Origin of the sequence: Aeromonas bestiarum, from assembly GCF_028751155.1 — a bacterium.
GTDB lineage: Bacteria > Pseudomonadota > Gammaproteobacteria > Enterobacterales > Aeromonadaceae > Aeromonas > Aeromonas bestiarum.
Map to the genome: position 1 here is coordinate 4,200,081 of NZ_CP064746.1, position 19,332 is coordinate 4,219,412.

Consider the following 19,332-nt stretch of genomic DNA (forward strand, 5'->3'; position numbering starts at 1 on the left):
ATTAGTAATAAGATCCCCTGCTTGCCAGCCATCAACCCCTTGGTGACAATGTCCCGTCACAGAGGAAAACATCATGCTCAAGAAACTGTTCACAACCCTGTTCGCAAGCAAGCCCGCCCCTGTCGTTGAGGTGACTCCCACCGAGTACGCCGGTTACCTCATCTACCCCGAGCCCATGGCGGAAGGGAGCCAGTACCGGTTGGCGGGTCGCATCACCAAAGAGATGGATGGCGCGCTGCAGACCCACATCTTCATCCGCTCCGATCTGTTCGCCAATCCGGCCGATGCGGAGCGTTTCATGGTGCAGAAGGCGCACACCTTCATCGATCAGATGGGGGATCGCATGTTTGAACCCCGCGTCAAAGCGGGCGACAGTTCAGCTTCATGAGCCCTGCCGAGGTGAAAGCCCTGCGCCAGGCCCTGGCCCGGGCAGGTGAACGGCGTCTGGTCTGGCTGGAAGGGGACGAGGCCGATTGCATCGCCCGTGCCGAAGCGCTGCTGGGCGGCGTCATCTATTGGCTAGGAGAAGGTCCGGCCTGCCATGGGCCCGTTCCCGCCGCCAAGGCGCTGCAACGGCTCGGTCAGGAGTGCGACACCCTTGTCTTCAACGCTTTCAGCGGCTTTCATCCCGACGCCTTCGGCGCACTGGCGGGCACACTGAGGGCGGGCGGCCTGCTGCTGCTGCTGACGCCCCCCAGAGCGCAATGGCCCGAGTATCCGGATCCCGACAGGATGCGGCTGGTCGCCCAGCCAGAAGAGGCGAACCGGGCCGGCCACGGCTTCATCGCCCGACAGGTGCACCTGCTGGCGGGGGATCCTGCGCTCTCCCTGCTCCCGCCCACCAGCCCAGAGCCCTGGCAGCCGATCGGTGAGCAGCGGCGGCTGAGCCATGATCAGGCCGGCGCCCTGCCCGCCATTCACAGGGTGTTGCACGGCCATCGCCGCCGCCCCCTGGTGCTGAGCGCCGATCGGGGGCGTGGCAAGAGCAGCCTGCTGGGCCTCGCCGCCGCCGAGCTGCTGCGCCAGCAACCCGACCTCAAGATAGTGGTAACGGCCCCCTCCCAGGCCACGGTTGCCACCCTGTTTGCCCACGCGGCACAGTCGCTGGGTACAGAGGTAGAACAGCTGGCTGGCCTCGAGTTCTGCTCACCGGCCCGACTGGTACAGGAAGCCCTGCAACCCGATCTGTTGCTGGTGGACGAAGCCGCCGCCATCCCCACGCCGCTGCTGGAGGCCATGCTGGCCCGCCACAGCCGTATCGTCTTCGCCACCACGGAGCACGGCTACGAGGGCACGGGGCGCGGTTTTCACCTGCGTTTCAAGCGAGTGCTGGACCGTCAGACGCCGGATTGGCAGGAGCTCCACCTGGCCGAGCCGATCCGCTGGAGCCCTGGCGATCCGCTGGAGCCGCTGGTATTCCGGCTGCTTGGCCTCAATGCCGAGGTGGATCCGCCCCTGCCACCGACCAGCCCGGGCTGGCGGCTGATCGGGCAGGATGCGCTGGTGAACGACGAGGGACTGCTCAATCAGCTGTTCGGCCTGCTGGTGCTGGCGCACTACCAGACCACGCCGAGCGATCTCAGGTCTTTGCTGGAGAGCCCGGATCTCGACATCCACCTGCTGGAGCAGGAGCAGAGCCTGCTCGGGGTGGCGCTGGTGGCACGGGAGGGCAACATAGCTCCCGAGCTGGCCGAACAGATCTGGGCGGGCCGACGGCGCCCGCGCGGCCATCTGCTGCCCCAGTCCCTGCTGGCCCACGCCGGTTTCAAGACGGCAGGGGCGCGCAGCTACGCCCGGGTGATGCGCATCGCCATCCACCCGGCGCTGCATCGCCACGGGCTCGGCTCGCGACTGCTCGGCCAGCTGGAGGACTACTACCGGGAGGAAGGGCTCGACTATCTGGGCTCGGCCTTCTCGGCCAGTGCCGATCTGCTGCCCTTCTGGCGCAGGGCCGGGCTGCGGGTGCTGCGCATCGGCCTGCAACGGGATGCCGCCAGCGGCAGCCATGCCGCCCTGCTGCTCAAGGCGCTGAAACCCGAGTGGGAAGCCGAGCTGGCCCGGTGGCACCAGCGCTTCGCGTGCCAGCTGCCGACCCTGCTGGCAGGCGAGTTGAAAGGGCTGGAACCCGAACTGGTGTGGCAAGCTCTGGAGGGGAGCCCTGCCGTGCCGATGCAGGATGAGTTTGAGCGCGATGAGCTGGTGTGCTTCGCTCACCACCACAAGCCGTTCGAGCTGTGCCAAGCCAGCCTGCAGCGCTGGCTGGCCGGCAATCTGCCACGACTGGCATCGCTCACCCCCGCCGAGCGTCAGTTGCTGATCGGCACCATCTGGCAATATGCGGACTGGGGGCATCTGGCCAATCGGCTGCAACTGGCGGGCAAGCCGGCCATCATCAAGGCGCTGCGCACCCTGCTGGCTCGCCTGCTGGATACCCCTACCACTCGATAGGCTCGCCTCGCCAGTCGAGGTAGCTCAGCTCGCCATCCGGCGTCAGCCGCGCCATCAGACTCACCAGCTGACGGGCTACCTGCTCTGGCGTCTGCAAGCTGCCGGCCGGCAGATTGGCGTGAAACGGGCGCGAGAGAGGGGTATCCACTGTACCCGGATGAAACGCCAGCAGCTTGACGCCCGGGGCTCGCCGGGCAAGTTCGATGGCGGCGCACTTGAGCAGCATGTTGAGGGCCGCCTTGGAGGCGCGATAGCCATACCAGCCCCCCGCCCGATTGTCGCCTATGCTGCCGACCCGTGCGCTGAGCACCGCCAGGGTGCAGGGCGTGGCGCCAAGCAGCGGGAGCAGCTGTTTGATCCAGCGCAGCGGCAGCAAGGCATTGATCTGGTAGAGGCGGGTCATGGCTTCGACATCGAGTGCTTCCAGCCGCTTTTCCGGCTTGATCTCCCCCTGATGCAGGATGCCATTGCAGATCACCAGCCGCTGCGGCCTCGGGGCCAGAGTGGCGATACGGGCCACCACGTCAGCCATCTGCTGATCGCTGTAATCACAAGCCAGCCAATGCAGGCGGGGATCCTCACACCCGACTGGGGCCGGCTGCCTGCTGACCGCCATGACGGAACCGGCCCCAGTCGCCAGCCAGTGGGCCACCAGCGCCTGACCTATAGCGCCCCCGGCTCCTATCACCACCATGCCCTCGTTCATGCTCGGCTCCTGTTTGCGGTGAGTGTGATGCCCTTCTCCATCACCTCTTTCTTTCCCTGTTAAGCTGTTACGCGCCTTCCTGTCTGCCGGATCAAGCAGTTATGAGGGCCATCTTGTGTGGATCTCCCCGGTGTGGGCGGATCCATTCCTATACTGAGGGAAAACCGCAGCCGGTGCTGCCAGCGCAACCAGAAGCACGAGAGTCGCCATGATGTCCAAAGACGGGGAAGAGCGTAAATCCATCCTGACCGAGAGCGGTACCAACGAGCTCGAGATCATCGAATTTCACCTCAAGAAGCAGCTACCCGATGGCAGGGAAAAGATCGCCTATTACGGCATCAACGTCGCCAAGGTGCGCGAGGTGATCCGGGTACCTGACACCACAGACTACCCCAATGCCCAGCGCCACATGGTGGGTGTCTTCTCCCTGCGCGAGCGGCTGATCCCGCTGGTGGATCTCGCGGGTTGGCTTGGCATCAAGACCAACCCGGACCCCAACAACAAGGTGGTCATAGTCACCGACTTCAACAAGATGGCGAACGGCTTCCTCATCGACAGTGTCAGCAGGATCCACCGGGTCTCCTGGGAGGATGTGGAGTCCCCCAGCCAGTTTCTGGAGGCGGGCGAGAATGATTGCGTGGTGGCCGTGGTCAGGCGCGATGGCAACCTCATCATGATCCTCGACTTCGAGAAGATCATCGCCGACATCAACCCAGAGCTGAGCATGGAGAAGTACGATGTGACCCAGGATCGCAAGGTCCTCATAGACGATCGCATGATGGCACTTCGCCAGGCCAAGACGGTGCTGGTGGTCGACGACTCCGCCTTCATCCGCAAGATGATAGAGACCACGCTGCGCACCGCGGGCTACAACGTGGTGACCGCCAAGGATGGGGGCGACGGGCTGGAGATGCTGATGGAGTTCGACCGCCTGTCGCAGGAGGAGAAGATCCCGGTGGCCGAGTTCGTCAGCGGCATCATCACAGACGTCGAGATGCCCCGCATGGACGGCATGCACCTGCTCAAACGGCTGCGGGATACCCCTGCCTTCAAGACCACCCCCATCGTCATGTTTTCGTCGCTGATGAGTGACGACAACCGCCAGAAGGCGCTGCAGCTGGGGGCCAACGACACCATCACCAAACCCGAGCTGGGACGCATGGTCGGCATGATGGACAACTTCCTGCTCGGCATCCCCATCCCCAAACCGGGCAATCTGTAATGTCGTCAGCCTGACACTCAAGCAAACGGGCGCCTCGGCGCCCTTGTTGTTGATGTTTTTCAGCAGCATCAGAGATAGCGCTCCTGAGCCGCTCATCCCATTTCGCGAGAGATCAACGAAAAGGCAGAGCTTCTTTACTGGATCGAGCTCCCATGCCAATCCTTCACTGACAGGCTGCTTGTCATTCCAAATCCTTATTGGCCTTAAGATTTTGTAAATTTTCTTATTGCCATCGCCCAAGCAAGATGGCTCTCAAATTGAGTTTGATGTGGCTGATGCCATGCGCTATCGAGACATCAAATGTCGTCTCTATCAATGGATCTCCTGGAGTCGCTATGCCGTTGTTCAAGCCGTTAATCACCCCTGAAGTAACCGATATGGCTCCCGGATTCCGGGCCTTGAGCATCACTGTCCAGGCGGCTGCCATTGCAGACCCCACAGTGGGGACGCGGGCTCTGGAACAAGCCTCCCTTGCCATGGCCAGAGAAGATGCACCCTGGGCCGATGCACACCTCTCCGCCTGGGCGGACCTCTTTAGAAAGTTTGGCGCCAAACCACAGCGCACTCCCTGCTCCGCCGAAGCCCTGAGAAAACGGGTTGCCCGTGATGGCAGCCTGCCGAGTATAGATCCTGTCGTTGACCTCTATAACGCCATCAGCATTGAGTACGCCATACCGGTAGGGGGCGAAAACCTGACCACCTATGAAGGGACGCCGAGGTTGGTGGTTGCCGATGGCAGCGAGCTATTCGACACAATGAAGGGCGGCGAAGTGGCTCATGAATCTCCAGAACCCGGTGAAGTGGTATGGCGGGATGACAAGGGGGTGACATGTCGACGCTGGAACTGGAGACAGGGAATCAGGACTCGGCTCAATGTGGAATCGAGCATGATGTGGTTCATTCTGGAGAGCTTGCCCGAAATGCCCCTGGAAGCTTTGCAAGCAGCCGGGAACAAGCTGATTGAAGGCATACAGCAGATGATGCCCGGCGCCGTGATAGAGCAAACCGTCATTGGCCATGTCGAGTGACCACAACGCCGGACTGACCGTCTCTATGCTGTCCGAGTGATCGCAACGAGCAATGCAAAGAGGCTCCGAAGAGCCTCTTTTGTTATCAGAACCCGACTCAGCCCAGCAGCAGGTAGAGCTGATGGGCCGCCACCCCGGCGCACAGGCCACCTATGGTGTGAGCCACTATGGCGCGGGAGGTGAGATGGCGATAGCCGAGCGCATCCAGCATGGCGGTATGGGTGCTGAGAAAACCGCTCCAGCACATGCCCATGGCGGTGAATACCGCGACCTCGTTGCCAGTGATCCAGCCCTTGCCGATGAAGGGCGGCACCAGCGACATGGCCGCCCCGACCGCCCCCAGAGAGGTCACGGGGAAGGCCACCAGCTCGGCATGGGTAAAGCCGAACAGCAGCTCGAACAACCAGCCCACCTTGGCTGCCAGCACGGGCAGCAGCGCCACCCCCTGGAAGGCCTCGCCACTGTAACCCTGCTCGCCCGGGCCAAAGGTCAGCAGCATCACGAAGGTACTGATGATGAGCACCCCTGGGATCACCGCCATCCCCAGCTCCACCCCAGACTTGCCACCATCGAGCAGGGCATTGAGCACCCGCAGCCAGGTGGGGGCCGTTTCCTGACTCAGACCCGGCTTGGCGCCCACGCTCACGACCTCGTCATCAATCAGGGTTTCCCCCACCAGCGGGCGGATCATGCGCTGCATCAGCCGGGTCGAGACCACTGAGCCGATGAGGGCGCCGAGCAGGCCGATCAGTGCCGCACTGGCGGTCGATTCGCCGCTCGGCAGTTGCAGGGTGGCCATGAAGGTCACCACTATCAGCCCCATGCCAAAGGCGGTGCCGAAGTTGGTGAGCGAGACCAGCTGCCAGGGGGTGAAGCCCTTGCGAAAACGGCTGTCCTTGGCGAGGCTGATCACCGCCGGATTGTCGGAGAAGAAGGTCATCAGGGCCGCCAGGGCGGTGCGGCCGGGCAGGCGGAAGATGGGCTTCATCAAGGGGGCCAGCAGCACCTCCAGCAGGCGGATCACCCCGAACTCGCTGAGCAGCTGGCTCAGCGCCCCCGAAAGCACGGTAATCCCCATGATGAAGAGCACTGTATTGAGCAGCAGCTGATGGGCGGTGTTGAACAGGGTGTTGACCAGGGCGGAGAGCCCCATCTGGCTGCCGAGGTAGCCGAACAGGCTGCCCAGAATGGCCAGCACCAGTACCGGCTCCAGCCAGCTGCGAAGGGAGGTGATACCCTGGTGAGAATCTTTAACTACTTGATTTTCCATACCAATCCTGAAGTCTGTCGCTGTGTGGTGAGTATTGTTGTTATGGCACCCATAAAGCAGGAGCCCTTGTCTCGCGACAAGGGCTCCTTGAATGGCTCCTCCTGCTGGGCTCGAACCCGTGGCATACGGATTGACGGGCCGCCGTTCTGCCGGCTGAAGCTGGGAGGAAAAAATGGGGTGCCGGACGATCCTGTCCAGTCAGCCTGTCTCGCGCCAGCGCACCGGCCCACGGCCTGCCCGGCGAGAGGACGGGGCGGCAGTATAACAACTGGGACTTGTCAGTGAAACAATGCGGGTCGGCCTGACCCAAGGCCAGACGCGCCATCGGCGCTCAAAGGCGGGAGCTACGGCTTCACACCCGCCCCCTTCAACCACTTGCGCAGCCGCCCGTTGGCATTGTGGTAGGGAGAGGCGGTGTTGAACTGGATCATCCGCCCCAGAGTCCACTGCTCATACCAGGGGTGACCATACAGCTGGTCATCGCCGCGCTCCGCAATCAGCTCGACGATGCGGTCCCTGGCCGCCATCAGCCGGGCCAGCAGTGCCGGATAGGCCAACCCCTCATGATCCCGATAGAACGTTTGGGCCAGCCTGCCCAGCTCGTTCCACTTAAAGCCAGTCTCGGGAAAATCCACCGGCAGGCCCGCCGCGTCCCGCTCGATCCACTTGATCACCAGCTCATTCCAGCCGATGAGATAGGCCACCAGATTGGCCACGCTCATGCGGGTGCCCTTGCTGTGCCCCTCCATGACCTGCTCCTGCACCCGGCTCTCGGGTACCGCCTGCAAGGCCTTGAGCAGCTTGCCAAAATGCGTGTCGATGGCGAGCAGCAGCTCGGCCTTGTTGCTGGGGATCCCCATCACTGTCCTCCTTCATGCCTGTCACCCTGCCACCCGGTCGGGATTGCCGCCAGCGGCGCCGAGCGCTAAGCTCGCGACATCTGCGGCCGGTGCCCAAACGCCGCCGCCCCCATCACAAGCAAGCACGGCGATGAATCAGCTCATTACCTATATCAAGGCCATCCATCGGCAACCTGGGCCGGCGACCATCACACGCCAGCAGAGTGAACACTATAGCGAGCATGACGAGAGTGGCACCCTGATCCAGCACCAGCAAACCCGCTATTGGTTCGCCAATGGGGTCGTCATCTGTCATCAGAGAGAGCAGGACCAGGTCTCCTCGCCGCAGCTGTGCGCCGAATGCTGGATAAGCTATCGGGTCGACACCAGCCCCATCCCCATCACACCGCCACGCAAGCTGTTCCACAACCCCTGTCAGGAGGCGTTCTGGCTGAAGATGCAGGGCATCACGCCGGCAAGATGACAAGAGACTGACCTGGGGGGTGGGGCCGATACGGGGCGATTGCGGCGGCTTGCTCGGCAAGATCCAGCCCTCTGAGGTGCTGCTGAGGGAGCACCGCCTGTCGGAGCTTGGCAGCACCGACAGGTCGGCAGCGTCATCAATACTGCTTGGTTTTAGACGCAAACCCCGCGAGGAACAGACCGGTCAGAAACATGCCGCTGAAGGCTTCGATGGCCGATAGCAGCTGCAGTGGGGAAGAGGTCTGGGAAATATCCCCATAACCGAGCGTCACGAAGGTCACGATGCTGAAGTAGAGCGAACGCCCCAGATGGTGATAGGTGACCGAGGCGGGCGCCAGAAAATAGGTCAGGGTCGCCAGCAGTATGACCCCCATCGACATCAGCAGGCTTCTTATGGGCCGCTCACCAAAGCCCCAGGTGATGAAGCTGACAAACTTGGAGCCGCACTTCAAATAGCAGAGCAGGGAGAGCCACCCCTTTCTCAGCGGGCCGCTGCGCAGCCAGCGCTCCTTGAACAGCTCCCTCGGGCTGGCCAGGGACTTCATCTCATGCAGCTTCTCCTGGTAATAGCACTCACCGGCATCGACGGTATCCCCCACGCTGGAGAAGAGGCGCTTGGCGTTGCGGTAGAGCTTGCTGGCCTCGCTGTGATCGATCCGGCCGTTCTCGTTATAGGCCACCTGCACCTTGTCCAGATTGGTGTGCTCCATGGTGGCGTCGAAGTTCTTGGCGCGCACGTTGAAGTTTTTCAGCACGGCCCGGGAGGAGTGAAAACGGATCTCCTCGCACTCTATGGTGAAGTCCTGAAACACCCCGTCCTCCAGCGCCAGCTCCCGCTTCTTGGCCCAGGCCCTGTGATCCCACAGCAGGGAATCGAACAGATCGAGCCCGATCACGCCGCCATTGACCCGCACGCCCTTGGCCGAGCAGTGCCACAGATAGACCTTGGAATTGTTGACGGCACCATCCAGCGAGAGCTCGTCGAGGCAGGTGAAATCGAGCAATCTGCCGGAGATGATGGGGCTCTTCAGCTCGACGCCGCCGATGTTGAGCAGGCGATGCTTGCCCAGCACCTGCGCCTCCCCCTTGTTGTTCTCGGAGACGGAGAGCAGGCTCTGCACCCGCTTCACCTCATCTTTGCCATGCTTGCCCGCCAACCACATGCTGTAGGGTTCAAAACGCGTCTCCGAGCGGATGAGGCCGCTCTTGCGCAGGGACTCCAGCGCGTTCGAGGCGGTTTCATACAGCCTTGTCTTGTCGTCGCTCATGTAGACGCAGAGGCTGAGCACGGATCGCGAGCTGATGAAACGGGCGATGCCGATCTGGAAAATGACGCTTTTCTCTATTTTCTGCTCCGTCATCCAGTCGCCGAAATAGGGCAGCGAGGCCACCAGCAGATCCCAAATCAAGGGATAGTCATTCTCCCGGCGCCACTCGTTGAACTGCTCGGGAGAAAGCTGCCAAAGCTCGGTTGCATTCATACATTACCTCGATCACAAAGATGTCCCGCCCTCGCCAGATAGAGAGTCATGGTGCACAAAGCCCTGGCGGATACGGCGGGTCAGACGCAGGAATAGCGGCGCGGCAAAACGCCCGTCACGTCACCATACTAGGCGAGAAACAGAAGGCAAGTCACTGACAGGGAAGGAATAAGGGGGATGGATGCGACAGCTTGCCCCTCAGGCGCACACTTATTGCGCAACGCTTGGGTGGCAATGGCCGTGGCAAACAGGCAAAGAAAAAGCCCAGCATTGCTGCTGGGCTTTTGTGTTGGCTCCTCCTGCTGGACTTGAACCAGCGACATACGGATTAACAGTCCGCCGTTCTACCGACTGAACTAAGGAGGAATTGTACTTGGTGCCCAGAGACGGAATCGAACCGCCGACACGGGGATTTTCAATCCCCTGCTCTACCGACTGAGCTATCTGGGCAATATATAAATGGTGCCGGCTACCGGAATCGAACTGGTGACCTACTGATTACAAGTCAGTTGCTCTACCTACTGAGCTAAGCCGGCACACTTTAAACCTTTGTGCATGAACACATTTTTATTTCATGGCACCAAATTTTGGTGCCCAGAGACGGAATCGAACCGCCGACACGGGGATTTTCAATCCCCTGCTCTACCGACTGAGCTATCTGGGCGTGGGCGCTATTAAACGGATTTTAAGGCAGGTGGTCAACGGGAAATTTCACTTTTTGTCTCGTTCGTCTCTTTTTTGCGCAACATCATCCATTTCCCCTACTTCTTCCTGGCCGGGCTGCGCCGGGCGGCCCCAGACTCTGGGCTCCTCCCCTTTCAGCAGGCGGGCAATGTTCTCGTGATGGCGGATCAGAATGAGGCAGGAGAGCAACGAGACCGGCAGCGTGTATTCGGGTTTGAGCAGGTAGGTAAAGAGCGGCGTCAGCAGCACGGTAATGATGGAGGCCAGCGAGGAGTAGCCGCTCACCAGCAGCACGACCAGCCAGGTGCCGATGACGGCCCCGCCCATGGTGAAGCCGATGGGCATCATGGTGCCGAGTGCCGTCGCCACCCCCTTGCCGCCCCGGAAGTGGAAGAAGATGGGGTACATGTGGCCGAGACAGGCGGCCACCCCGATGAAGCCGAGGTAGACGGGTTTGATTTGCAGATACCAGGCGAGATAGACGGGGGCCGTGCCCTTGAGCACGTCGAGCAGCAACACCACAACGGCAGCCACACGGCCACCGAGGCGCAACACATTGGTCGCACCCGGATTGTGGGAGCCATGATCGCGAGGATCCGGCAGACCCGTGATGCGGGAAACCAGCACGGCACTGGACAGCGAGCCGCCCAGGTAGGCCAGAATAATCATCAAAATCGTCAGGGCCGTCATCTTGGTCGTTTTTACCACGATATGAATGGGGTATGATGCGGGCCACATTCTCTGGCTTGGCGTTGCCCAAAAGCGTGTCGTCCAAACCGACCGCGCGGCAAACTGGTTGCCAGGCCTGCATCCCTGCGCTGTTATCACAGCCCATCAAGAGTAAAGAAGAAGTACTGTCATGGACAAGGTGTTTATTCGCGGACTCGAGGTTTTGACCACTATTGGTGTCTATGAGTGGGAGAAAGGCATTCGCCAGAAGCTCTGTTTCGACCTCGAAATGGGCTTTGACAACCGTCCCGCCGCAGCAACCGACGATATCAATCTGGCACTGGATTACGCCACCCTCTCGCGCAAGATTTGTGATCACGCCGCCAGCAAGGTGGTGGAGCTGGTCGAAACCATGGCCGAGCAGGTCGCCATGCTGGTGCTGGCCGACGAGCGGGTACAATGGGTCAAGGTCACCCTGACCAAACCGGGCGCCGTGCCCAATGCCGCCGGCGTCGGGGTCGAGATCCTGCGCCACCGCACTCCGGCCACGAGCGCCAACTGATGACCCGTATCTATATCAGCCTGGGCTCGAACATAGAGCGGGAGCACCATATCCGCGCCGGCCTCGATGCCCTGCAGGCGGAGTTTGGCGAGCTGGCTGTCTCCCGGGTATTCGAGAGCGAGGCGGTTGGCTTCAATGGCCGCCCCTTCTACAACCTGGTGGTCGGTGCAGACACAGACCTGCCGCTGGCAACCCTGTGCCAACGGCTGCGTGCCATGGAGTTCGCCCACGGCCGCGAGCCGGACGCCAAGAAGTTCGCTCCGCGCACCCTGGATCTGGATCTGCTGCTCTATGGCGATCTGGTCTGCGAGACGCCGGTCGCTCTGCCCCGCGGCGAGATCCTCACCAACGCCTTCGTGCTCTGGCCACTGGCCGAACTGGCACCTAGCCTGCGCCACCCGCTCGATGGTCGCACGCTGGGCCAGCTGTGGCAGGGTTACGACAAGGCCTCCCAGCGACTCTGCCCCATCCCCTTTCACTGGGAAGCGTGCGAGCTGCAACATCACTGAATCAACAAGGGCACCCGAGGGTGCCCTTGTTGCATCTTGCAAGGCGGCTTATCCGCCATAAGAAAGTGTGATTGGGCCCGGCCCGCCATGACAGGCAGGATAAGGCTCGCCACAGGAGACCCCCATGCCGCTCGACACCATTCACGACTTCAACTGCCAGCTGCTGGCCGGGCTGCCCCACCAGCGCTATGAGCATGAACCCATTCTGGATTACGCCACCGACGAAAGAGTCAGGGCCCGCCTGGGCTGGCAGGCCGAATTCAGCAAGACACTCTTCCTCAAGTTCAAGGATGGCCGCTTCGCCCTGCTGCTGACCCACAGGGACGGGCGGTTGGACAACAAGGCAGTCAAGGCCGCACTCGGTGCCAAGCCCTCCATCTGCACCGCCGAGGAGATGCAGGCCGAGATCGGCTGCCTGCCGGGCGCCGTCTGCCCCTTCCTGCCCCGCGCCGATATACCGCTGCTGGTAGACCCTCAACTGATGGAGCATCACGCCTTCACCTGGACGCCGGGCCACCCGGAGCAGACCTTTCTGCTGGAGACGGCCCATCTGGCCCGGGTGCTGGAGCAACTGCCCTGTCAGGTCAGCTACCTGCCTGTGCCATCGGCCTGACTGCCGACGGCACAACCCCGCTCACCCCTTGTCCCGCGCCAGCTGGGCGAAGATCAGCGCCGCCAGCATGGACATGAGACCGATGCAGAGATAGGTGAGGTGGAAGCCCCCCAGCCACTGCCCATCCGCCGCCGACGAACCGGCCGAGAAAAGTCCCAGCAGGCTGGCGGCAATCGCCACCCCAAGACTCATGGAGAGCTGCATTACCACCGACAGCAGGCCGTTGCCGCTGCTGGCATGCTCGGTGCTCAAGTCTTGCAGCGTGAGCGTGTTCATGGCGGAGAACTGCAGCGAGTTGATGGCGCCAAACACCATCAGCCAGCCCAGCAGCACCCCGTAGGGCAGCTGGTTGTCGATGAAGTAGAAGCTGGCAATCATGGCCCCCAGCGCCAGGGTATTGCCGATCAGGATCCGCCGATAACCCACCTTCGGAATGAGCTTGTTCACCAGCGTCTTGGTCAGCATGGCGCCGAGCACAGTGGGGATCATGGTCATACCCGCCTTGCTCGGCGAAAAACCGAGCCCCAGCTGGAGGAAGAGCGGAGTGAGGAAGGGCATGGCGCCGCTGCCGAGGCGGGCAAACAGGTTGCCCCAGACGCCGATGGCGAAGGTGCTGGTCTTGAACAGCGCCAGACTGAACAGCGGCTCCTCGGCATTGGCGGCATAGAGCCAGTAACTCGCCATGGCGGCCAGCCCGAACAGCAGGGCAAACAGTGCCCAGCCGGTGGAGATGCTGTGCTCGCCCAGCCCCTGCAAGCCCACCGACACCAGCACCATGCCGGCACTGAACATCACGAAACCCTGCCAGTCGAACTTGGCCGTGCCCTGCCGCAGGTCGGGCATGAAGTGCCAGCTGGCGATAAAGCCGAGTATGCCCACCGGCAGATTGATGAGAAACACCCAGTGCCAGCTCGCCACCTCCACCAGCCAGCCGCCCAGTGCCGGGCCGATCAAGGGCCCCACCAGGCCGGGGATGGTGACGAACGACATCACCCGCAACAGCTCGTGCTTGCTGTAGACCCGCAGCACGGCGAGGCGTCCCACCGGCATCAGCAGGGCGCCGCCTATGCCCTGCAGCACCCGGGCAGCCACCAGCATGGGCAGGGTATTGGAGGCGGCGCAGGCCAGCGATCCCAGGGTGAACAGCAGTATGGCGGCCAGATAGATGCGGCGGGTGCCGAATCTGTCCGCCAGCCAGCCGGAGGCGGGAATGAGCAGTGCCACCGTCAGCATGTAGGCAATGATCACTGACTGCATCTGCAGCGGGCTCTCGCCCAGGGTCTCGGCCATGCTGGGCAGGGCGGTGTTGAGTATGGTGCCATCCAGGGTCTGCATGAAGAAACCGACCGCCGTCAGCGGCGGCAGCCACTTGCGCTGGGCAGGCGTAACCATGTGTGTGCTATCGGGCATGAGCAGCCACCTCCTCTTCAGATAAAAAAAGACCCGCACGAAAGCGGGTCATATCAGGATATCAGGCATCCGGCTGGCCGAGCATGGCTCTGAGCTGCTCTTCCAGACTGGGCTCGGGGGCCTTGAGCGTATCCAGGAACAGCCGCTCTATCCCCGCCTTGTCCTGACTTTTCACGATAAACACCAGCCGGGACTGGGCCTTGCCCTCCGGCCAATCTCCCAATGCCTGCAACGGATAGAGCTGGCCGTGTACGCCGTGGATCACCACGGGCTGGCTCTCCCCCTCCAGTTGCAAGATCCCCTTGAGCCGCAGCAGTGCATCGCCGTATTGGACCTGCACCGCATCGATGGCGGCCAGCAGGCGAGACGGCTTGAGCGGCTCGCCGATACGCAGGGAGAAACTTTCGATGTTGCCGTGCTCGAAATGAGCCGGCGTGGTCGTGCCCACCTTGGCGGCGAACGGCTTCATCTTGGGCTGCATCGGCGAGGCCAGCCCCTGTTTGGGGGATTCGGTGCGTAGCCAGGCCAACAGCTGGCGTACGTCGCGCCCGGCTGCCTCGTTGTAGGCGCCGAGCTTATCCAGCACCGCAGGCGACAGCTCGCCGTTGCTGACCCGCTCGATGGGGGCCGCCGGATTGAGGGCCGCCAGCTGGGCCTCGACCCGCTCCAGCTGCTCGCCATCCACCAGATCCCCCTTGCTCACCACCAGCAGATCCGCCAGCGCCACCTGTTTCACCGCTTCATACTGAGCCGCCAGCTGCTGCTCGATATGGCCGGCATCCACTACTGTGACTGTGCCGTCGAAGCGGTAACGCTGGGCGATAAAGCCCTCTTCGCGCAGGGTAAACAGCACGGGGGCCGGATCGGCCAGACCTGTGGTTTCGATAATCAACCGCTTGAACGGTTTGATCTTGCGCTGAATGGCCTTCATAAACAGCCCTTGTAACGCCTCCACCAGGGAGCCCTGCACCGAGCAGCAGATGCAGCCGGAATCGAGCAGCACCACCTGCTCGTCTACCTGCTGCACCAGATGGTGATCCAGCCCCACAGAGCCGAACTCGTTGATCAGCACGGCGCACTCGCCAAGCTCCGGCTGCTTGACCCAGTGGTTGAGCAGTGTGGTCTTGCCGCTGCCGAGGAAGCCGGTCAGCAGGGTCACGGGAATTCGGGTGTCTTGCATGTCTGTCATATGGATGACTCCCCTCTGGTCGGCAGGGTGATGAGTACGCGGGTATCTTGCATATGGGTCATGTTCAATCCTTACCGGTTGGCGAACAGATCGCTGAGCCAGCGGTTCTCGAAGCGGCCATGGGGATCGAGCTCGCCCTTGAGGGCCAGGAAGTCATTCCAGCGCGGCAGCAGGGCCGGGAAGTCGTAGAGATCCATCGCCAGGTGCTTGCCGAAATGGGGAATGCCACCGAGCGGCACCAGCAGTTGCTGCAGCTCCCGCATCTGCTCCATGGAGCCGTTGACGAAGGTGCCGTCCGCCGCCAGATAGACCAGAAAACCGACCCAGCAGACCGACTGATCATAAGCGGCGCTGAGCCAGGCCTCGGAGGGACCGGTACAGCGCAGGATAAAGGGATAGTGCAGCACACCGGGGTTGGCCTGCTGCCAGGCCTGCAGGATCGCCAGCGCCTCGTTCATGCGATGCAGCGGCACCGCCACCTCGCAGTTGATCTGGGGTGCAGGTATCCCCTTGCAGAGGATCTGGTAGACGTTGCCCACCAGATCGGAAGCATCCTTGAAGCGGCGCACCGTCTCGAAGTGCTCCCCGGCCAGCGCCTCGTCCTTGGTGTCTTTCGCCATCTTCTGCAGGGTGGCATCTATGGTGGCGTTCATACGGGCGTCAATATCCCCCTCCAGCAGCAGCGGCTCGCTGCCGGCGGCGCGGTAGCGGGCTACCTCCTCCTCGGAAGCGGGATCCACCAGCCAGATGTGGCTCTCGCCGGTCCAGGCGAACCACCAGCTCTTCACGAAGCCGTGCTCGCGGTTGAGCCGCTCGTTGTGTTCCAGCAGGAAGGGATAGTCGGTGGTGAACTTGGTGCAGCGCATGATGCGGTTGGGCACAGTGCGCAGGGTGACGTCGAGCAATATACCGAGCATGCCCATGCCCATCACGAAGGCGCCGAAGCGCGGATCGGTGCGATCCACCCGGATGATGTCGCCATTGGCCAGCATCACAGTCATGGCTTCCACCGCATCGCACAGTGCGGACTGGTGCAGCCCCTGACCGTGGGTGCCTGTGCTGAGCGCACCGCCAAGGGTCTGGATGCCGATGACGCCGGGGGATGCCGGTAGCATCCGCTCCATGGCGATGAGATCGGCGTAGACGGTGTCGAGCGGCGTGCCCGCCTGATAGGTGACGGTATCGGCGGTTTTCGCCAGCTGGCCGCGCAGGTGGTGCAGGTCCACCAGCAGCGCCTGACTGCCCTCGGCATAGACGCTGTGGATGGGTTCGAAGGAGAGGCCTGAGCCGATCAGCCGCAGCTTGCGCTCTGGGTGTTCGCGCAGCAGCGCCTGCAGCTCGTCGCTATGGGTCGGGCGCCACACCTGATCCAGGGCGCCGAGGGGGTTGGTCCTGGACCAGTTGAACAGCACCTCCCGATTGTTGATCGCCTTGATGCTGTGAAATGCCTGGAACTTGACCGTCATACCGCGCCTCATCTGACTTCAAAATGAGCGCCAATTCTACCGAAAAGCGGACCACAAGGCATGAAAAACAAGCCCCTACAGTCGGGGGTGGATAAGGGGGATGGCTCCCCCGCTCCCTCAGCGCGATTGCTGGGTCAGTGCCAGCAGCATGCCGAATCCCACCAGCAGGCCGCCAAACACCCGGTCGATCCAGTGGCGCACCGCCAGCAAGCGGGCCCGTACCGAGTCGGTGGAGAAGAAGATCGCCACAGCGCTGAACCAGAGGGCGTGGGCCAGCACTATGAAGGCGCCGTAACCAAGCTGGACCGCCAGCGGCGTCTGCGGCTGTACCACCTGCATGAACAGGCTGACGATGAAGATGGTGGTCTTGGGGTTGAGCACATTGGTCAGAAACCCGGTGCGCAGTGCTCCCAGGCTGGAGAGGGGTGGCTGGCTGACCGCCTCCTCATGGGTCACAGGCCTGGCGCGCAGCATCTTGATACCGAGGAAGATGAGGTAGGCGGCCCCCGCCAGCTTGATGAGGTTGAACAACCAGAGCGACTGCTGGATCAACAGGCCGACCCCCAGCAGGGTGTAGGTCACATGGACGCAGACCCCGGCCGCTATGCCGAGCGCCGTCAGCACGCCGGTGCGACGGGATAGCAGCAGGCTGTTGCGCGACACCATGGCAAAATCGGGCCCCGGGCTGATGACGGCAAAGAAGGTAATGGCCACTACGGCTAACAGTTCGGTCATGAAAAGAGTCCTGATGCTGAGAGATATCGGCTATTTTATTTGGCATCCGCACCAATAACGAACGATAACTTCTGACATGAATGGTGATAATAACTCACAGAAAGACCTCTCCCTCCCCTCCCTGACGGCCCTGCGCTGTTTCGAGGTGGCTGCCCGCACCGAAAACTTCAGCCGCGCCGCCGATGAGCTGCATCTCACCCATGGCGCCATCAGCCGGGCGGTGCGCCTGCTGGAGGAGGATCTGGGGATCCCGCTGTTCGAACGCCGCCAGCGCCGGGTCTTTCTGACCGAGGCGGGCAGCAGGCTCCATGAGGCCGTCAGGGAAGGGCTGGGCAGGATCCGGCAGACGGCGCAGGCGCTGCGCCAGCAGAGCAAGCCCCAGTCGCTGGTCATCTCCTGCGAGCCCACCCTGCTGATGCGCTGGCTGATCCCGCGCTGGCCCGCCTTTCAAGCCCTGCACCCCGAGCTGGACGTGCATCTGATGGCCGGTGGTGGCGCCCTCAGCTTTGGCAACGGCATAGATCTCGCCATCCGGCGCAACGACTTTCACTGGCCTGACGACCTTTACAGCCAGCTGCTGTTCGAAGAGCTGACCGGGCCGGTCTGCCAACCGGGCAAGGTGGCGCAGTTTTTCGAGCCAGGAGGAGAGCTGCCGGCTCTGCGCCCCTCGGCCCCCCGCCTGCACACCAGGACCCGTCCCGCCGCTTGGCAAAGCTGGCAGGCGCAGGCCGGACAGGGTGCGAGCGACGAGGCACCGACCCAGACCTTCGAGCACTTCTACTTCAGCCTGCAGGCAGCCGTGGCGGGCCTTGGCGTAGCCATAGGCCCCTATCGGCTGGTGTGCGACGATGTCGCCGCCGGCCTGCTGGTCGCCCCGCTCGGATTCATCCCGGATGGCACCGGCTATCACCTGCTCGCCCCCGCGCCACCGATTCCCGGCAGCCCCCATGAGAAGCTGGCAAACTGGCTGCAATCCCTGAGCAAATAGGTCACGACACCTCGCGGGCCCAACCTGCTTCCCTGGCTCGCGTGTGGTCGCCGGACAGTGACGACACGGATTCAGCGGGCCCGGAAACCACTGCCACTCTTTTGCGCCGCCAGCAACAAGGCATCGACCACTACGCGCAGCTTGGGCTGCATGTGCTGGCTCCTGGCCCAGATGACATTGATCGGCATCTCGCCACCGGACTGGTCATGAAGCACACAGACCAGCGCTCCCGAGTCCAGCTGCTCGTTGACCAGCCAGGTCGGCACCTGAACCAGGCCAAGGCCAGCCAGCGCCGCAGCCAGTACGGCCTCACCATCTCCCATCTCGTAGCGTACCGGGATGTCGTAAGCCTCCGTCCGGCCCGCCCCATTCCTGAGCAGCCAGCCATGGCGATGCCCAGCTCGCCAGTCGATGATGCAGTCGTGCCGTGACAACTCATCCGGGGTCAGGGGAACCCCGCGCCGGGCCAGATAGGAAGGGGCCCCGCAGATGACCAGCTTCTGCTCTCCCAGACGACGCGCAACGAGATCGGCCTGATCCTCCAGCGCACCTATGCGCACCACCAGATCGATGTTGGCATGAACGAGATCAACCTTGCGCTCGTTGAAGGTCACCGACAGATCCAGCTGCGGATGGCTGCCAGCCAGATCCAGCAGGATCGGCAGCACGTGCCGGCGGCCGAACGCAGCGGGAAGATCGATTCGAACGCGACCCGATGGGCTCTGTTGTCCCGATGCAAAGCTGTGCTCCGTCTCCTCCAGCACCCGGATCGCCTGGAGACAACTGGCCAGATACGCCTCCCCCTCCCGGGTCAGACTCACCCGGCGGGTTGTTCTATGCAACAGCTTGACCCCCAGTCGCGCCTCCAGGCGCACTATGCTCTTGCTCAACGCCGAACCGGTCAGCCCCAACGCCAATGCCGCCACGGTAAAGCTGCCCGACTGCGCCACGGCGACAAAGTGCCTGACACTCAGGAAAGGGTCTTGTACTGCCATGGATTCAGTCCCTGAAGGAAATAGAGATTGGAATA

The 19,332-nt window shown here is 62.4% G+C and carries 19 protein-coding genes and 4 tRNA genes; 9 read left to right on the forward strand and 14 right to left on the reverse strand.

Annotation, left to right across the window (positions count from 1 at the left end):
• Positions 1–73 precede the first annotated feature (73 nt).
• Both IU367_RS19465 and IU367_RS19470 read left to right on the forward strand, forming a co-directional pair.
• Positions 74–388 (forward strand): HlyU family transcriptional regulator, encoded by a 315-nt coding sequence (locus IU367_RS19465; protein ID WP_274452856.1) that lies wholly within the window; start codon positions 74–76, stop codon positions 386–388.
• Positions 385–2,448 (forward strand): tRNA(Met) cytidine acetyltransferase TmcA, encoded by a 2,064-nt coding sequence (locus IU367_RS19470; RefSeq protein WP_274452857.1) that lies wholly within the window; start codon positions 385–387, stop codon positions 2,446–2,448. The genes IU367_RS19465 and IU367_RS19470 overlap by 4 nt, the downstream gene beginning before the upstream one ends.
• Here IU367_RS19470 and IU367_RS19475 read toward each other — a convergent pair.
• A complete protein-coding gene (locus IU367_RS19475; RefSeq protein WP_274452858.1) occupies positions 2,435–3,154 on the reverse strand; it encodes an SDR family NAD(P)-dependent oxidoreductase in 720 nt (239 codons plus the stop codon). The two genes, IU367_RS19470 and IU367_RS19475, sit on opposite strands and share 14 nt — an antisense overlap.
• Positions 3,155–3,362: 208 nt before the next feature.
• Here IU367_RS19475 and IU367_RS19480 point away from each other — a divergent pair, with 208 nt between their 5' ends.
• Positions 3,363–4,376, forward strand: a complete 1,014-nt coding sequence (locus IU367_RS19480) for a chemotaxis protein (protein ID WP_043554378.1) — start codon at positions 3,363–3,365, stop codon at positions 4,374–4,376.
• A gap of 335 nt (positions 4,377–4,711) precedes the next feature.
• Positions 4,712–5,404: a B3/B4 domain-containing protein gene (locus IU367_RS19485; protein WP_274452860.1), complete on the forward strand. Its 693-nt coding sequence runs from the start codon at positions 4,712–4,714 to the stop codon at positions 5,402–5,404.
• Positions 5,405–5,501: 97 nt separating this feature from the next.
• On the opposite strand, the gene IU367_RS19490 is transcribed toward IU367_RS19485, so the two are convergent.
• Together IU367_RS19490 and IU367_RS19495 are read right to left on the reverse strand one after the other, a co-directional pair.
• The gene (locus IU367_RS19490; protein ID WP_274452862.1) at positions 5,502–6,674 is read right to left on the reverse strand and encodes a CD0519/CD1768 family membrane protein; all 1,173 of its coding nucleotides are present in this window, start codon (positions 6,672–6,674) and stop codon (positions 5,502–5,504) included.
• A gap of 344 nt (positions 6,675–7,018) precedes the next feature.
• The gene (locus IU367_RS19495) at positions 7,019–7,534 is read right to left on the reverse strand and encodes a ClbS/DfsB family four-helix bundle protein (protein WP_274452863.1); all 516 of its coding nucleotides are present in this window, start codon (positions 7,532–7,534) and stop codon (positions 7,019–7,021) included.
• Between the two features lie 130 nt (positions 7,535–7,664).
• Here IU367_RS19495 and IU367_RS19500 point away from each other — a divergent pair, with 130 nt between their 5' ends.
• Positions 7,665–7,997, forward strand: a complete 333-nt coding sequence (locus IU367_RS19500) for a hypothetical protein (protein WP_098981930.1) — start codon at positions 7,665–7,667, stop codon at positions 7,995–7,997.
• Positions 7,998–8,133: 136 nt separating this feature from the next.
• On the opposite strand, the gene IU367_RS19505 is transcribed toward IU367_RS19500, so the two are convergent.
• From IU367_RS19505 to plsY, 6 genes are all read right to left on the reverse strand, one after another.
• Entirely contained in the window at positions 8,134–9,477 is a 1,344-nt protein-coding gene (locus IU367_RS19505; RefSeq protein ID WP_274452864.1) for a potassium channel family protein, read from the reverse strand.
• A gap of 290 nt (positions 9,478–9,767) precedes the next feature.
• Positions 9,768–9,843: transfer RNA gene (locus tag IU367_RS19510), tRNA-Asn, on the reverse strand.
• 8 nt (positions 9,844–9,851) lie between these two features.
• Positions 9,852–9,927 (reverse strand) — tRNA-Phe (locus tag IU367_RS19515).
• Between the two features lie 10 nt (positions 9,928–9,937).
• Positions 9,938–10,013: transfer RNA gene (locus IU367_RS19520), tRNA-Thr, on the reverse strand.
• Between the two features lie 52 nt (positions 10,014–10,065).
• Positions 10,066–10,141: transfer RNA gene (locus IU367_RS19525), tRNA-Phe, on the reverse strand.
• A gap of 47 nt (positions 10,142–10,188) precedes the next feature.
• Positions 10,189–10,851 (reverse strand): glycerol-3-phosphate 1-O-acyltransferase PlsY, encoded by a 663-nt coding sequence (plsY, locus tag IU367_RS19530; RefSeq protein WP_157774602.1) that lies wholly within the window; start codon positions 10,849–10,851, stop codon positions 10,189–10,191.
• A gap of 169 nt (positions 10,852–11,020) precedes the next feature.
• On the opposite strand from plsY, the gene folB reads away from it, so the two are divergent.
• The 3 genes from folB to IU367_RS19545 all read left to right on the forward strand — a co-directional run bounded on the left by folB (position 11,021) and on the right by IU367_RS19545 (position 12,514).
• Complete coding sequence (gene folB, locus IU367_RS19535; RefSeq protein ID WP_274452866.1) at positions 11,021–11,392, forward strand: dihydroneopterin aldolase; 372 nt, start codon at positions 11,021–11,023, stop codon at positions 11,390–11,392.
• The gene (gene folK, locus IU367_RS19540) at positions 11,392–11,901 is read left to right on the forward strand and encodes a 2-amino-4-hydroxy-6-hydroxymethyldihydropteridine diphosphokinase (protein ID WP_274452867.1); all 510 of its coding nucleotides are present in this window, start codon (positions 11,392–11,394) and stop codon (positions 11,899–11,901) included. Before folB ends, folK begins: the two co-directional genes overlap by 1 nt.
• A gap of 124 nt (positions 11,902–12,025) precedes the next feature.
• On the forward strand, positions 12,026–12,514 hold the full coding sequence (locus tag IU367_RS19545) for a YbaK/EbsC family protein (protein WP_274452868.1): 489 nt from the start codon (positions 12,026–12,028) through the stop codon (positions 12,512–12,514).
• A gap of 21 nt (positions 12,515–12,535) precedes the next feature.
• On the opposite strand, the gene mdtD is transcribed toward IU367_RS19545, so the two are convergent.
• The 4 genes from mdtD to IU367_RS19565 all read right to left on the reverse strand — a co-directional run bounded on the left by mdtD (position 12,536) and on the right by IU367_RS19565 (position 17,314).
• A complete protein-coding gene (gene mdtD, locus IU367_RS19550) occupies positions 12,536–13,924 on the reverse strand; it encodes a multidrug transporter subunit MdtD (RefSeq protein ID WP_274452870.1) in 1,389 nt (462 codons plus the stop codon).
• A 61-nt stretch (positions 13,925–13,985) separates the two neighbouring features.
• Positions 13,986–15,113 (reverse strand): CobW family GTP-binding protein, encoded by a 1,128-nt coding sequence (locus IU367_RS19555; RefSeq protein ID WP_274452871.1) that lies wholly within the window; start codon positions 15,111–15,113, stop codon positions 13,986–13,988.
• Between the two features lie 71 nt (positions 15,114–15,184).
• Positions 15,185–16,579: a D-arabinono-1,4-lactone oxidase gene (locus IU367_RS19560; RefSeq protein ID WP_274452872.1), complete on the reverse strand. Its 1,395-nt coding sequence runs from the start codon at positions 16,577–16,579 to the stop codon at positions 15,185–15,187.
• A gap of 117 nt (positions 16,580–16,696) precedes the next feature.
• Positions 16,697–17,314: a LysE family translocator gene (locus tag IU367_RS19565; RefSeq protein ID WP_274452873.1), complete on the reverse strand. Its 618-nt coding sequence runs from the start codon at positions 17,312–17,314 to the stop codon at positions 16,697–16,699.
• Positions 17,315–17,390: 76 nt separating this feature from the next.
• Between IU367_RS19565 and IU367_RS19570 the strand changes: the two genes are divergently transcribed.
• A complete protein-coding gene (locus IU367_RS19570) occupies positions 17,391–18,302 on the forward strand; it encodes a LysR family transcriptional regulator (RefSeq protein ID WP_274452874.1) in 912 nt (303 codons plus the stop codon).
• Between the two features lie 71 nt (positions 18,303–18,373).
• Here the strand turns inward: IU367_RS19570 and IU367_RS19575 are convergent, their stop codons facing one another.
• Positions 18,374–19,297 carry a LysR family transcriptional regulator gene (locus IU367_RS19575; RefSeq protein WP_274452875.1) on the reverse strand — a complete coding sequence of 308 codons (924 nt, stop codon included), beginning with the start codon at positions 19,295–19,297 and terminating at the stop codon, positions 18,374–18,376.
• Between the last annotated feature and the right edge of the window lie 35 nt (positions 19,298–19,332).

What these genes read in the sequence shown, in the direction of transcription:
- IU367_RS19475 (WP_274452858.1), bottom strand. Translation starts at nt 3,154, where the DNA reads ATGAACGAGGGCATGGTGGTGATAGGAGCCGGGGGCGCTATAGGTCAG.
- mdtD (WP_274452870.1), bottom strand. Translation starts at nt 13,924, where the DNA reads ATGCCCGATAGCACACACATGGTTACGCCTGCCCAGCGCAAGTGGCTG.
- IU367_RS19470 (WP_274452857.1), top strand. Translation starts at nt 385, where the DNA reads ATGAGCCCTGCCGAGGTGAAAGCCCTGCGCCAGGCCCTGGCCCGGGCA.
- IU367_RS19575 (WP_274452875.1), bottom strand. Translation starts at nt 19,297, where the DNA reads ATGGCAGTACAAGACCCTTTCCTGAGTGTCAGGCACTTTGTCGCCGTG.
- IU367_RS19480 (WP_043554378.1), top strand. Translation starts at nt 3,363, where the DNA reads ATGATGTCCAAAGACGGGGAAGAGCGTAAATCCATCCTGACCGAGAGC.
- IU367_RS19485 (WP_274452860.1), top strand. Translation starts at nt 4,712, where the DNA reads ATGCCGTTGTTCAAGCCGTTAATCACCCCTGAAGTAACCGATATGGCT.
- IU367_RS19565 (WP_274452873.1), bottom strand. Translation starts at nt 17,314, where the DNA reads ATGACCGAACTGTTAGCCGTAGTGGCCATTACCTTCTTTGCCGTCATC.
- IU367_RS19500 (WP_098981930.1), top strand. Translation starts at nt 7,665, where the DNA reads ATGAATCAGCTCATTACCTATATCAAGGCCATCCATCGGCAACCTGGG.
- IU367_RS19560 (WP_274452872.1), bottom strand. Translation starts at nt 16,579, where the DNA reads ATGACGGTCAAGTTCCAGGCATTTCACAGCATCAAGGCGATCAACAAT.
- plsY (WP_157774602.1), bottom strand. Translation starts at nt 10,851, where the DNA reads ATGACGGCCCTGACGATTTTGATGATTATTCTGGCCTACCTGGGCGGC.
- IU367_RS19495 (WP_274452863.1), bottom strand. Translation starts at nt 7,534, where the DNA reads ATGGGGATCCCCAGCAACAAGGCCGAGCTGCTGCTCGCCATCGACACG.
- IU367_RS19555 (WP_274452871.1), bottom strand. Translation starts at nt 15,113, where the DNA reads ATGACAGACATGCAAGACACCCGAATTCCCGTGACCCTGCTGACCGGC.
- IU367_RS19465 (WP_274452856.1), top strand. Translation starts at nt 74, where the DNA reads ATGCTCAAGAAACTGTTCACAACCCTGTTCGCAAGCAAGCCCGCCCCT.
- folK (WP_274452867.1), top strand. Translation starts at nt 11,392, where the DNA reads ATGACCCGTATCTATATCAGCCTGGGCTCGAACATAGAGCGGGAGCAC.
- IU367_RS19545 (WP_274452868.1), top strand. Translation starts at nt 12,026, where the DNA reads ATGCCGCTCGACACCATTCACGACTTCAACTGCCAGCTGCTGGCCGGG.
- folB (WP_274452866.1), top strand. Translation starts at nt 11,021, where the DNA reads ATGGACAAGGTGTTTATTCGCGGACTCGAGGTTTTGACCACTATTGGT.
- IU367_RS19505 (WP_274452864.1), bottom strand. Translation starts at nt 9,477, where the DNA reads ATGAATGCAACCGAGCTTTGGCAGCTTTCTCCCGAGCAGTTCAACGAG.
- IU367_RS19490 (WP_274452862.1), bottom strand. Translation starts at nt 6,674, where the DNA reads ATGGAAAATCAAGTAGTTAAAGATTCTCACCAGGGTATCACCTCCCTT.
- IU367_RS19570 (WP_274452874.1), top strand. Translation starts at nt 17,391, where the DNA reads ATGAATGGTGATAATAACTCACAGAAAGACCTCTCCCTCCCCTCCCTG.